Origin of the sequence: Paenibacillus sp. LS1 (assembly GCF_026013365.1) — a bacterium.
Classification (GTDB): Bacteria; Bacillota; Bacilli; order Paenibacillales; family Paenibacillaceae; genus Paenibacillus.
This window is the reverse complement of sequence record NZ_JAPDOE010000004.1, coordinates 252,570-265,697: the sequence shown is the minus strand read 5'-3', so window position 1 is coordinate 265,697 and position 13,128 is coordinate 252,570. Positions and strand designations below refer to the sequence as shown.

Genomic DNA, 13,128 nt, shown 5'->3' with positions numbered 1-13,128 from the left:
TAGAAGAAAACATCACTACTTTTTTTGAAAAAATCAACATTAAAAAGACTCCCTCTCGGGAGCCATTACTTATTGCAGCGTAGGTTGCATGTAACTTAACTTTGATCCTAAGTATGATATGTTCTTTTGTTCGTTAGTTAGTTATTACCTGGTGTATCTATCGATGTCATCGTTCGCAGACTGATGCTCTCTTCTATGATAATCTTCATGCTGACGAACGTCGTTCTTTAATTTTGCTAAGAATCCCCATCCCATAAAGGCAAGTAACAGCACGGTAATCAGCGCATAAGCGAAGCTATATAGATTCATATAGAAGTTAATAAAAATTGCAGCGAGCATCAAGCCCAGAATCCATAATACCCACTTCGTACCCTTTCTCAATTCATTTCCTCCTCAAGTCGTTACTCATAACCTGTCTATGTATCACTGTACATTCGAAATCATAGAAACAAGGTTTCAATCTCAGTGCTTCCTACTCAGAGCACCTTAATATAATTATATAAAAAAAGACTCCCTCTCGGGAGCCTTTCATCTAATCGGCATTACAAAGGTTTTTACACCTTTATTACATCATGCCGCCCATTCCACCCATACCGCCCATGTCAGGCATTCCGCCACCAGCACCTGCTGGTTCTGGTTTGTCAGCGATAACTGCTTCAGTAGTCAGGAACATTGCTGCTACAGAAGCAGCGTTTTGCAATGCATAACGAGTTACTTTCGCAGGGTCAACGATACCCGCTTCGATCATGTTAACCCACTCGCCAGTTGCAGCGTTGAAGCCGATACCTGTTTGTTCTTTTTTCAGACGTTCCACGATTACGGAACCTTCTTCGCCAGCGTTAGCTGCGATTGTACGGATTGGTGCTTCCAGAGCACGCAGGACGATGTTTACGCCTGTTTGCTCGTCACCGGACAGAGCTACAGCCGCAACCGCGCTATATACGTTCATGAGCGCTGTACCACCACCGGATACGATACCTTCTTCAACCGCAGCGCGAGTTGCGTTCAGGGCATCTTCGATGCGAAGTTTGCGTTCTTTCAATTCTGTTTCAGTAGCCGCACCAACTTTGATTACTGCTACACCGCCGGACAATTTAGCCAGACGCTCTTGCAGTTTCTCTTTGTCGAACTCGGAAGTTGTTTCTTCCAGTTGTGTACGGATTTGGCTAACACGTGCTTCGATATCGGATTTGTTACCAGCACCGTCAACGATGATTGTGTTTTCTTTTGTTACACGGATTTGACGAGCTGTACCCAGTTGTTCCACAACAGCGGATTTCAGGTCCAGACCCAGTTCTTCCGTGATCAATTGGCCACCAGTGAGGGCAGCGATGTCTTGCAGCATTGCTTTACGACGGTCACCGAATCCTGGAGCTTTAACAGCTACAGCATTGAATGTACCACGCAATTTGTTCACAACCAGCATAGCCAGTGCTTCGCCTTCGATATCTTCAGCGATCAATACCAGGGGTTTGCCTTGTTGAACGATTTTCTCAAGCAATGGCAAGATGTCTTGCGTGCTGGAGATTTTTTTGTCTGTGATCAAGATGTACGGGTTGTCCAAAACAGCTTCCATTTTGTCCGTATCTGTGATCATGTAAGGAGAGATGTATCCACGGTCGAATTGCATACCTTCAACCACTTCAAGCTCAGTAGCGAATCCTTTGGATTCTTCTACTGTGATTACGCCGTCTTTACCCACTTTTTCCATAGCTTCAGCGATCAATTCGCCTACTTCTTCGTCAGCCGCAGAGATTGCTGCAACTTGTGCGATGGATTGTTTGGAATCAATTGGTTTGGAGATGGATTGCAATTCAGCAACCGCAGCTTTAACCGCTTTGTCGATACCTTTGCGGATACCAATTGGGCTAGCGCCTGCAGTTACGTTTTTCAGACCTTCTGTGATCAGCGCTTGCGCCAATACAGTTGCTGTTGTAGTACCGTCACCGGCAACATCGTTGGTTTTCGTTGCTACTTCTTTAACCAGTTGTGCACCCATGTTCTCGAATGCATCTTCCAGTTCGATTTCTTTAGCAATGGTTACACCATCGTTAGTGATGAGCGGGCTTCCGAATTTTTTCTCCAGAACCACGTTACGGCCTTTAGGACCGAGTGTTACTTTTACTGCATTAGCCAATGCGTCCACACCACGAAGCATGGAGCGACGAGCGTCTTCACTGAATTTAATGTCTTTAGCCATGTTAAGAAAACCTCCCTAGTTTTTGTTGGAAAATGGTATTGCTATATGGTTCGGTTATCCGATTAAATTTGAATTAGTCGAGAATCGCGTGAATATCGCTTTCTTTCATAATCAAATATTCTTTACCTTCGAATTTGATTTCTGTACCGGCATATTTGGAGAAAATAACGCGATCTCCTTCTTTCACTTCCAGAGCCACACGTACGCCGTCTTTCAATACTCCTGCACCAACTGCAATGATTTTACCCTCTTGCGGTTTTTCTTTGGCGGAGTCCGGGAGTACGATCCCGAAAGAAGTTGTTTGCTCTTGCTCCAATGGTTCTACCAATACGCGTTCACCTAAAGGTCTGATCATGAAAAATAGCCTCCTTTTGAAATTATATAACGTTACATTGTAGGTTGTAGCCATATGTATTAGCACTCGACAGTGTTCAGTGCTAACAACCAACTTTATGATACTCAACTTGAAGCATGATTTCAAGTCCTTTTGACGAATTCCTGCGAGAATTTACGTTGAATTTACACCAACACAACCAAATAACGCCCGATGTGCCTGGATAAATGTTGCAACTCGCTACTCTTATTCTACGAAATTCTTGAGCCCTTCTGCAACGTTAGCAGACATTCCCTTTCCCATTGTATCCATTGCTGAACATATTATGCCTGCTTGTCCTGCCTTGTGTGTGGGCAGTCTACAGAAATAGCCCGGATAAGAACAGACCGTCTTTTCCGGGCACATTACAGCTTATCCTCATTCAGCCCGCATGTTGCTTATCCTCGGCACGAACATAACGGGATTCGATCTCTTGATCGGCGGCAAGCTGCTTTCGATATACGATTGCGGATAGAAGCACACTGATCTCATATAACAGCAGTAAGGGAATCATCACCAGAAGATCGGATATGAAATCTGGAGGTGTAATGACCACTGCAATGAAGATCAAGACAAAATAAGAGACTCTGCGCATTTTGCGAAGACGAATTGGATTCAGTATCCGCAGTCCTGTCAGAAACATAATAAGTAAAGGAAGTTCAAATAATAGGGACACAGGCAACACAATGCCAAAAAGGAAGCTGAAATACTGTTTCATCCCGTAGGTCTCTACCAGCCCCATCTTCTCCGTAATCGCTGTCGTGAAGGCGAGTGCCATCGGAAAAATAACATAATACGAGAAAGCCATTCCTATAAGAAATAACAGAAATACATAAGGCACATACTTCAGCGTAGCTTTTCGTTCGCGCGGCTTTAGCCCTGGACTAACAAACTTCCAGATCTGATACACCGTAAACGGCAGCGTAATGATAAGTGAAAACAAACCAGCAATCTTCATGTAGATGCCAATCCCGTCCCAGAACGAGAAGGCATGCAATACAAAACCTTTTGCCGACTCTGACTTCGTCAGATATTGATATACCGGGTCCGCCACAAAAAATCCTGCAATCAGTCCCAGCACAAAAATGCTTAAAACGTAGATCAGCCGCTTCCGCAGCTCGCTCAGATGTTCCGTAATCGACATTTCTTCCATTTGCTGCGTCATGCCTGCCCCCCATTATTGCCAGCTTAAAATACAAAACCCTTCCGGCAGGAAGGGATTTCTCTTTCATTGCCGTCAAGATTATTCCGGCAGGCGTTTATCAGCAGGCTTGTCTGCAGGTGTGCTCTCAGCCGCCAGCGGTTTCGCTTTCTCCTGCTCTTTGCGATTGGAGGAGTCATCCTCAGAGATAATCTCGCGAGCGCCCTCTTTGAATTCACGGAAGGTACGCCCAACTGCACGTCCCAGTTCCGGAAGTTTGTTGGGTCCAAACAACAACAATGCAATCACGGCCAGCAAAATAAAACCCGTTGGTCCAATGGAACTAAACATTGATATTCCTCCTCGTCTTCAAGGTTCAGAGATGCGCATATTCTGCCATACGGTCATAGATGTCTCTGCTGCGTTCTTAATTTAAGCCCATCATACCACAGATGTAACCACTTACATAACCCGCAATATTCGCAAATAAGAGATATCATACCCGAGAGTCCGTACCCGCTTATTGCTTGAACTGCCCCGTAACCATCAGCAACGCTTCTGGAAGCTGATCCATAATGGCAGCCAGATGTTCATGCACACCCTTCGGTGTACCTGGCAGATTGACAATCAGCGTGCGTCCACGAATACCACATACACCACGGAACAGCATTGCAGAACGATTTTTGCTCATTACACTGTATCTCATGGCCTCTGCCATCCCGGGAACTTCCCGTTCAATCACGCGCCGGGTCGCCTCCGGAGTAATATCACGAATGGCCAGCTCCGTACCACCGGTAGTCAGCACCAGATCGGCGTGAAAATAATCCGTCATCTCAATCAAAGCCGCAATAATCTCATCGGGTTCATCTGGAACGATGCGATACTCCACGATTTGACCACCCAGCTCTTCTTCCACCAGTTCCCGAATGACTTGTGCACTCGTATCCTCACGTTCCCCGCGGGCTCCTTTGTCGCTGGCTGTCAGGATTGCTGTTCTCCACACCATAAAGATCACCCTTCTCCTCTATGAAAATAAATATTGCTTATCGGCTGTAATCGCCGTTTTTGCCACCACTCTTGGAATTCAGCATGGTTGGACCGATAATCATATCTTTTTGCATCGCCTTGCACATGTCATAGACCGTCAGTGCTGCAGCCGAGGCAGCCGTGAGCGCCTCCATCTCAACACCCGTTTTGCCTTCGGTTTTGACAGTGACTTCAATGTGCAATTCATCCACTCCGTTATCATGAAAACGAATATCCACACCCGTCAGTGCCAGCGGATGGCACATCGGAATCCAGTCCGACGTTTTCTTTGCGCCTTGAATCCCGGCAATCTGAGCCACAGCCAGAACATCACCTTTGCCGATTCGGCCCTCACGAATAGCTTCCAGTGTATCTGGATTCATCGTCACTTTCGTTACGGCCACAGCCGTACGTACGGTAATTTCCTTACCCGAAATATCAACCATCCGGGCCCGCCCCTGTTCATTAAAATGGGTCAGTTTTCCACCGGAAGCCTGGCCGTTATTCGCTTCTGAACTCAATCACATCACAACCCTTTATTCGATATGTAATATACCTTCGGTTGTTATCAACAGATCAATCCGCAGATCGAGCAGGTCCATCGGAATCTCATCCTGTAGCTGACCCGGCAATACCATTGCAGCCATCAACGGTTTCTTGTCCGTCATCGCACATTGTGCTGCAAGCGTCTCGGCAAAACGGTCATAATAACCGCCACCATAACCAATGCGCCCTCCATGTAGATCATAACCAAGCCCAGGTACCAGAACGAGATCGATATCAGGCCAATCTTCAGGTGAAAGAACTTCACAGGAAACCTTGGGTTCTGGTATGCCCCATATGCCTGGCTCCAAATCCTGTTCTCCGGTTACTTGCCTCAGTTCCATTCGTGGTGGATTTGCCAATACCTTCGGTGCTAACATCACATCTCCATGGTTCCAGCCCTCTTGAAACAGAAACGCTGTGGATGCTTCGCTTCCATAGGACAAATAACTGAATATGACGAATGGTCTGTTCACGACCTTCCGCTTGTCCTGTCTAAGGCGCTCCAGCTCACGCTTCATTCCAGCATTAATCTTAGTCATTGCCTGCTGACGCATGCTCGCATCCATCAGATCGCGGCTCTGTCTCAGTCTGGATCGAAGCTGGCTCTTCAGTTCCGCATGATCCTGCATATCCTTGAATAACCTCCTGTTGATAGGGAAGGTAGAAAAAAGCTCTAATTGAAAACATTTTATATGTTATGACCAGATGTCATCTTGTTGAAATGGTTAAAATGATTCATTTTCTGCAAAATCCTCATGTAATAACATGCCTTCTTTCAGTTTATCATTGATTGATCAAAAAGACTACATACCCCATGCGTTCCCAATCGGTGCAATTGCTCTGTATTTCATGTAAACTGGGATATAGTTGTCATATCAAGAACTGGACCTATGGAGGAACTTAATTTTATGCTGCTGCAAGTATCCGGAATTATCAAACGTTTTGGTGTCGATCCAATCCTGGACGGCGTGAACTTACAAATATTAGAACGCGAGCGCATCGGCCTCGTTGGTGTAAACGGTGCAGGGAAATCCACTTTGCTCAAAATTGTGGCGGGTGAAATGTCTTATGACGGAGGACAGATATTCAAATCCAAAGAAACGACGCTCGGTTACCTGGCTCAGAATAGCGGGCTGCAATCCGACCGTAACATCTGGGAAGAAATGATGAACGTTTTCGCTCACCTGACACAGGCTGAAGCAGATTTGCGTCAGATGGAACGCGACATTGCCGACCCTGCCCAGATGGAAGACGAGAAAAAATATGCTGACCTGCTGGAACGTTATGCGAAACGCTCCGACTGGTTCAAGGACCATGGTGGCTACGAGATGGAAACTCGCATTCGCAGTGTACTGCACGGGATGGGATTCGGCGAATTTTCGCCAGATACCCCTATTGCCACCTTGAGCGGTGGGCAGAAGACACGCCTTGCGCTTGCTCGTATTTTGCTTCAGGCGCCCGATCTGCTCATGCTGGACGAGCCTACCAACTATCTCGATATCGCCACCCTTACATGGTTGGAAGATTATCTGAGAGGGTATTCAGGCGCACTGCTCGTGGTATCCCATGACCGGTACTTCCTGGATCGACTCGTAACGACCATCGTGGAGATCGAACGTCACCGCTCCAAAAAATATACGGGCAATTACAGCCGTTATATGGAACTCAAAGCTGCCGAGTATGAAACTCAGATGAAGCAATATGAGAAACAACAAGGTGAAATATCCAAGATGGAAGATTTTGTCCAGAAAAATATCGTGCGTGCCTCGACGACCAAACGGGCTCAAAGCCGCCGCAAGGCCCTCGACAAAATGGAGCGCCTCGATAAACCGATGGGTGATCTGAAAAAAGCCCACTTTTCCTTCGAAACAGCCGTTATGTCCGGCAAGGAAGTGCTTCGTGTGGATCAGCTGTCTGTCGCTTATGACGAGGCTTCTCCATTGTTCCGTAATGCATCCTTTGATCTGCGGCGCGGGGAAACCGTTGCCCTAATTGGTCCAAACGGTATTGGTAAATCCACCATGCTGAAGTGTCTCACCGGAAGTTTACGTCCGGTAACCGGGGAGATCCAATGGGGAACGAAAGTACAGATTGGCTATTATGATCAGGAACAGACTGGGCTCAATCCGTCCAACACGGTTCTGGAAGAGCTGTGGAGTGCCTATCCCGGGATGGAAGAAGCACGCATTCGGACCGTACTGGGTAACTTTTTGTTCAGCGGTGACGATGTGCTCAAGAAGATTTCTTCCCTCAGCGGCGGCGAGAAAGCACGTGTATCTCTCTCCAAGTTGATGCTGAAGGAAGCCAACATGCTCATTCTGGATGAGCCTACGAACCATCTCGACCTGTTTGCCAAAGAAGTGCTGGAAGCTGCATTAATGGATTATGAAGGCACCCTGCTGTTCATCTCCCATGACCGGTACTTCCTCAACAAAATGGCTGAACGGATTGTCGAGCTTCATCCAGGTGGAACGGAACACTATCTCGGAAATTATGATGATTATGTGGAGAAGAAACAGGAGCTTGAGGACATCGCACGCGAAGCTGCTGAGGCACGTCAGGCTTCGTCCAAGAACTCGTCCAAATCCGATCTGAGTACATCCACAACCGAAAAATCCGGAGCTGCTTCATTCGAAGCGGAAAAACAGGCGAAGCGTGAAGAGCGTAACCGTCAACGCAAGCAGGAAGCTCTGGAACAGCAGATTGCGGAGTTGGAAACGAAGATTACAGAGCTTGAGGCACAGATGGCTCTACCTGAAATCTATCAGGATTATATGAAGCTGCAAGAACTCCAACAACAGTCGGAGGAGCACAAGACACAACTCACCAAGGCATACGAAGAATGGGAAGAACTAGCCATGGAGTAGTACGAATAGTAGAGACTCAGACCATGACTTGATCGCGTCCATACAAGTATAGTTGTACCACCGGCTGATTCCTTATTGGGATCAGCTTTTTGTGTGTTGAGGATGAGTATTGAAGCTCGGCACCTTATGTTCTATATGTTCCTTGAGATTGAACTCTGACATACGGAAGTTAGGGGAGCTGTTTTGACTTTTGTCAAATTTACTCGAATGAAGAGAAATAGTTTTATCCCCCTTTTCCTCACACTTATCCACAAGAAAGCAAGATAGCAAGCACATTAATAAGCTTAATTATACAGCGGTAGAATAGCCTTTTACACACAAAAACCATATTTATCCACTAAGTTATCCACTTTATCCACAAATTTGTGGATAGTAAGGAGTCATTTTATCCCCTAAACCCTTTTCGTTTCGAAAACTATACTGGTTTGACTTTGCGGTAGTTACCCACAAATTACACTGGATATGTGGATAACTATAGTCACACCTTGACAAATGCATTCTCCCACTCTTCAATGTTCCTCCATAATAAGACAAAAGCAGACCTTTGTCGTTCAAGGCCTGCCCGATGTTTATTTCCTATATTCCATGCCTATTTACATCGAATTGCAATTGCTACTATTGCCGCTATAGATGCAATCTGATCAAGATGTTTTACGCATGTGCTTCTTGTTCACTATGTTCGGAAGACTCGGCCTTCAGCCCGGCAGCATTACACGCCGCTACATAAGCAAGACCGGCAGCCATAACGATATCATTATGTGTTGCCGTTCCCCGGAACTCACGCCCTGCACGTTCCACGGTAACTACAGCTTCGGCACTTGCACCCTCTCCCCCACTCAAGGCATGCATCTCCATATCAACAAATGCAATATCATCGGAAATGCTCTGACCAATCGCACGGATGGTTGCATCCACGGGTCCCCCGCCAACGGCAGAGTAAGACTGTTCTCCAGCGCTTGTGCGAATACGAACGGCGGCCATTCGATCCGTCATGCTACCCGCCGTCACCTGCAATTCAACCAGTTCATAGTCCTGTGCAGGAATATTCATGGTCTGGCTAACCATCTGCAATAACTGGTCGTCACTGACCACTTTTTGCTGGTCTGCGGTTTCTTTGAACACCTCATACAATTGTTCCATCTGCTGCTCATCCGGCTCAAAACCGTATTTGCGAACCCGATCCTTCAGAGCGTGACGACCGGAGTGTTTGCCCAGAATAATCATGCTGCGCGGGATACCCAGCGCTTCCGGGTCCATAATCTCATAGGTGCTCCGATTCTTCAGCAGACCATCCTGATGGATGCCGGATTCATGCTGGAATGCATTACGTCCCACCACCGGCTTGTTATATGCAATCGGGAAGTGCATCGCACGGCTAATCTGACGGGAGGTCTCATACAACTGGTTCAGCTTAATGTTCGTCGTCGCTCCAATTGCATCTCCCCGAGTCTCCAGCGCCATAATCAGCTCTTCCAGTGCACAGTTCCCCGTCCGCTCTCCGATTCCATTAATGGTCACTTCAATCTGGGTAGCACCATTGGCAATCGCAGCCAAGCTATTGGCTACAGCCAGGCCCAGATCATTATGACAGTGAGCACTATAGCGAACCTGATCGCCGCCTCTTGCACCCTCACGTACCCGGCGGAACATCTCGCCATACTCATGTGGCAGAGCATAACCCACGGTATCCGGCAGGTTGATAATGCTGGCCCCTGCTTCAATTGCAACTTCAACCATCTCGATCAGATCATCCATCTTGGTACGGGCAGCGTCCATGGCTGTGAATTCTACAATGTCCGTGAACTGGCGTGCATAAGATACCATCTCATGAGCGGTAGCTACCACTTCACTGCGCGGACGACGCAGCTGATGCTCAATATGAATATCCGAGGATGAGATAAACAGGTGAATTCGGCGCCGTGCTGCATCCGCTGTTGCTTGAACAGCTGCATCGATATCACCTTTGACCGCACGCGCGAATCCACAGATCTCCACGTTCTGCAACTGTCTCGAAATCGCCTGAACCGCCGCGAACTCACCTGGACTGGAGATCGGGAATCCAGGCTCAATGACGTCGATGCCCAGAGAAGCCAGTTGGTGTGCCAGTTCGATCTTTTGCTCCGGTTGCAGACTCGCTCCCGGTGCCTGTTCTCCATCGCGCAGCGTTGTATCAAAAATTTCAATCATGCGTTTGTTATTAGTTGTTGTCATATCCATCAACCTCCAATTTTTATAATCGTTTCGTAACGTATCCACTAACGCAGAACACTCGTTGATCGCCGTCCCTGTTGTTATATATTTTGTTTGTAAACGCGTATGTTGTTTGTAGCTTAGTCCTTGGTGATCAGTAGTACCTGTTGAATGTTTAGTGCCTATACTTGTTGTTCAATGTTCATTACTCGTTCGTTGTATATCCTGCTTACCTTCATGACAGAGTGTACGTCGACTTACACCCTGACCTTCTGACTCTTTCAATCTCCATATGGTTCTTCCCATGCCCACCCTGCTGCCGGCAGCAAACACAAATAACCCGCCATCTCATATAAGAGACGGCGGGTTATTATCCCCTCCGCGGTACCACTCTCGCTTGATGGGCCAGGCTTGCGCCGGACTCCATCCACCTCGTCGTCTCCGAAATCCGCTGGATGTGCGTGCACGCACGACATCACTGGAATTCGGAGAAACACCCTATAACGGGGGTTAACCGTTGCTGTGTAAACACATGTTGTTGTCCATTAGGACAACTGGGCGATTGATATCGTCCCCACGCTTCCACAGCTCCGTTCCAGGGCGAGATTCGAATGATTCCAGCCACTGCGTCGCACCACCCCGCAGCTCTCTGAGCGCCTTATCCTTCTACTACTCCCGTTCATCACATTTATCATATGACCTAACTTCATACATCCTTATTTTGAAAATCAAAAAAAGCCTGCCACCTCATGCAATAATGCAAGAGACGACAGGCTGTTCACCTTCGCGGTACCACTCTTGTTGACTTCCTTCCTGTTCACTCAAGATTACCCTTGTATGCTCTCGCATACATCCGGATCACTTGAGGCAGCCTGAAAGCCCCCTCAGTTATCGTCAGTCGATCCTTGTAAAAACGGTCCTACCGACAACGGCCCAATCACGGAGGCAACCCGTAACCATGTACTTTGGGCCATAATCGGCCTTCGGATCCTCCCGGGGAGTCACCGTGTTCCATCGTTCCGCTTCCAGGTGAGTTTCAGGTTTCCTTCGACTGCGTTGCACCATACCGCAGCTCTCTAAGACCGGGAATGACCTTACTATTCCTGTTCATCGCGTTTATCAGTTCAGGAAGATAAATTCCTGTTTAAATTTGTAACTAATATACATTCTTCACATCCAGGCTGTCAACTCTTAATCTCAAACTGTCTGTTTATATGGACTGAACGGACCATTCCTCCAGGGAAAGTCCAGGGTCTGCTTTGGCATCAAATTCAGCAATTTCTCCCCGTTGCCATTTCAGATACGCAGCCACTCCAATCATGGCCGCATTATCCGTACAATATTCCATTGGCGGGATTAACAGTTCAAGCCCTTCCTTCGCACAACGCTCTTGTAACGCCGAGCGCAACCCCCGGTTAGCTGCAACACCACCGCATAATAACAGTTGACGTGAACCATATTCACGAACTGCTCTAACGGCTTTCTCCACCAACACTTCGACAACAGCTTCCTGGAAACCACGTGCAACCGCAGACGGCTCCAAGGTTTCTCCGCGCATTTTGGCCTGGTTGAGCACATTCAGTACAGCAGACTTCAGACCACTGAGACTGAAATCGTACGAACCCGCTTCCAGCCATACCCGTGGCAACGGCACTACATTCTCCGCTTCAGACGCCATCCGGTCCACATGCGGACCTCCCGGATAAGGACAGCCCAATGCACGGGCTACTTTGTCATACGCCTCGCCTACGGCATCATCACGAGTACGACCAATCAGTTTGAACTTGCCCTCGGATTCCATATGCACGAGTTCTGTATGTCCACCTGATACGACCAGTGCCATTGCCGGATATTTCAGTTCATGAGTAAGTCGGTTGGCATAGATATGCCCAGCAATATGATGTGTGCCAATGAGCGGTTTGCCCAGTGCCATCGCCAGCGTTTTGGCTGCAACGATTCCTACCAGCAATGCCCCCACCAGTCCCGGACCTTGCGTCACAGCAATCGCACTCAGATCACGCGGACGAATGCCGGACTGCTCGATCGCTTGTTCTAGCATCAGCGTAATGACTTCGACATGTTTGCGTGAGGCCACTTCAGGTACAACGCCGCCGAATGCCTTATGGGTTTCGATCTGACTTGAGATCAGATTGGATAGCACTTCTCTCCCATCCTTAACTACAGCTACCGATGTTTCATCACAACTTGTCTCCACCGCCAAAATGTAGGATGGTGCAGCATTTATTTTTTCATTGAGTTCGTTCATGAATCCAGTACGCTTCCTTCCTCTTCGCCGCTCCGGCCTGCAGACGGCAAGTTCGCCCACATAATCATCGCATCTTCCCCATTATCGGAGTAATACCCTTTACGAAGACCCGCCGATTCAAACCCTTTTTTCTGATATAAACGCTGAGCAATGCTGTTCGAGACTCTGACCTCCAGCGTCATTCGTTCCATCCCGAGATAAGCCGCTGTGCTCATTAATTCATCCAGTAACTTTTCACCAAGCTTGCGTCCACGGTACGCACCTCTGACTGCAATATTAGTAATATGGGCTTCATCCATGATCGTCCACATACCTGCATAGCCAATGGCCTTGCCTTCCAATTCCATCACCATATATTTAGCAAAATGATTGTGTGTCAATTCATTTTGAAATGCTTCTTCCGTCCAGGGCAGGGTAAAGGCCTCATGTTCAATCTCCATCACATCGGGAATATCCGCGAGTGTCATGAACCTGAACTGAAGCGTTGCTTCCTGCTTATTATTCGCCACGTTGTCCATC

The 13,128-nt window shown here is 47.6% G+C and carries 12 protein-coding genes and 2 other annotated features; of the genes, 1 reads left to right on the top strand and 11 read right to left on the bottom strand.

All coding sequences use genetic code 11. The features are described 5' to 3' along the window. Window positions 1–144 precede the first annotated feature (144 nt). From OM416_RS18380 to OM416_RS18345, 8 genes are all read right to left on the bottom strand, one after another. The gene (locus OM416_RS18380; RefSeq protein ID WP_264931881.1) at window positions 145–381 is read right to left on the bottom strand and encodes a hypothetical protein; all 237 of its coding nucleotides are present in this window, start codon (window positions 379–381) and stop codon (window positions 145–147) included. Between the two features lie 184 nt (window positions 382–565). Further along, window positions 566–2,200, bottom strand: a complete 1,635-nt coding sequence (gene groL, locus OM416_RS18375) for a chaperonin GroEL (RefSeq protein ID WP_264931879.1) — start codon at window positions 2,198–2,200, stop codon at window positions 566–568. Between the two features lie 73 nt (window positions 2,201–2,273). Next, the gene (gene groES / locus OM416_RS18370) at window positions 2,274–2,555 is read right to left on the bottom strand and encodes a co-chaperone GroES (protein WP_024630746.1); all 282 of its coding nucleotides are present in this window, start codon (window positions 2,553–2,555) and stop codon (window positions 2,274–2,276) included. A gap of 400 nt (window positions 2,556–2,955) precedes the next feature. Continuing rightward, a complete protein-coding gene (tatC, locus tag OM416_RS18365; protein WP_264931871.1) occupies window positions 2,956–3,738 on the bottom strand; it encodes a twin-arginine translocase subunit TatC in 783 nt (260 codons plus the stop codon). Between the two features lie 78 nt (window positions 3,739–3,816). Beyond that, on the bottom strand, window positions 3,817–4,065 hold the full coding sequence (gene tatA, locus OM416_RS18360; RefSeq protein ID WP_036668966.1) for a twin-arginine translocase TatA/TatE family subunit: 249 nt from the start codon (window positions 4,063–4,065) through the stop codon (window positions 3,817–3,819). Window positions 4,066–4,234: 169 nt separating this feature from the next. Next, complete coding sequence (locus OM416_RS18355; protein WP_017690080.1) at window positions 4,235–4,720, bottom strand: molybdenum cofactor biosynthesis protein B; 486 nt, start codon at window positions 4,718–4,720, stop codon at window positions 4,235–4,237. Window positions 4,721–4,757: 37 nt separating this feature from the next. Continuing rightward, window positions 4,758–5,261: a cyclic pyranopterin monophosphate synthase MoaC gene (moaC, locus tag OM416_RS18350; protein WP_303048966.1), complete on the bottom strand. Its 504-nt coding sequence runs from the start codon at window positions 5,259–5,261 to the stop codon at window positions 4,758–4,760. 15 nt (window positions 5,262–5,276) lie between these two features. Beyond that, complete coding sequence (locus OM416_RS18345) at window positions 5,277–5,915, bottom strand: 5-formyltetrahydrofolate cyclo-ligase (protein ID WP_264931867.1); 639 nt, start codon at window positions 5,913–5,915, stop codon at window positions 5,277–5,279. A gap of 279 nt (window positions 5,916–6,194) precedes the next feature. On the opposite strand from OM416_RS18345, the gene OM416_RS18340 reads away from it, so the two are divergent. Continuing rightward, window positions 6,195–8,153, top strand: a complete 1,959-nt coding sequence (locus OM416_RS18340) for an ABC-F family ATP-binding cassette domain-containing protein (RefSeq protein ID WP_264931865.1) — start codon at window positions 6,195–6,197, stop codon at window positions 8,151–8,153. Window positions 8,154–8,804: 651 nt separating this feature from the next. On the opposite strand, the gene OM416_RS18335 is transcribed toward OM416_RS18340, so the two are convergent. From OM416_RS18335 to rimI, 3 genes are all read right to left on the bottom strand, one after another. Beyond that, complete coding sequence (locus tag OM416_RS18335) at window positions 8,805–10,364, bottom strand: 2-isopropylmalate synthase (RefSeq protein ID WP_264931863.1); 1,560 nt, start codon at window positions 10,362–10,364, stop codon at window positions 8,805–8,807. Window positions 10,365–10,695: 331 nt separating this feature from the next. Continuing rightward, window positions 10,696–11,035: a binding site (T-box leader), on the bottom strand. A gap of 67 nt (window positions 11,036–11,102) precedes the next feature. Next, window positions 11,103–11,463, bottom strand: a binding site (T-box leader). 90 nt (window positions 11,464–11,553) lie between these two features. Further along, window positions 11,554–12,609, bottom strand: coding sequence for a tRNA (adenosine(37)-N6)-threonylcarbamoyltransferase complex transferase subunit TsaD (tsaD, locus tag OM416_RS18330; protein ID WP_264931861.1), 1,056 nt, complete (start codon window positions 12,607–12,609; stop codon window positions 11,554–11,556). After that, window positions 12,606–13,127 carry a ribosomal protein S18-alanine N-acetyltransferase gene (rimI, locus tag OM416_RS18325; RefSeq protein ID WP_036668955.1) on the bottom strand — a complete coding sequence of 174 codons (522 nt, stop codon included), beginning with the start codon at window positions 13,125–13,127 and terminating at the stop codon, window positions 12,606–12,608. Before rimI ends, tsaD begins: the two co-directional genes overlap by 4 nt. Window position 13,128 lies beyond the last annotated feature (1 nt).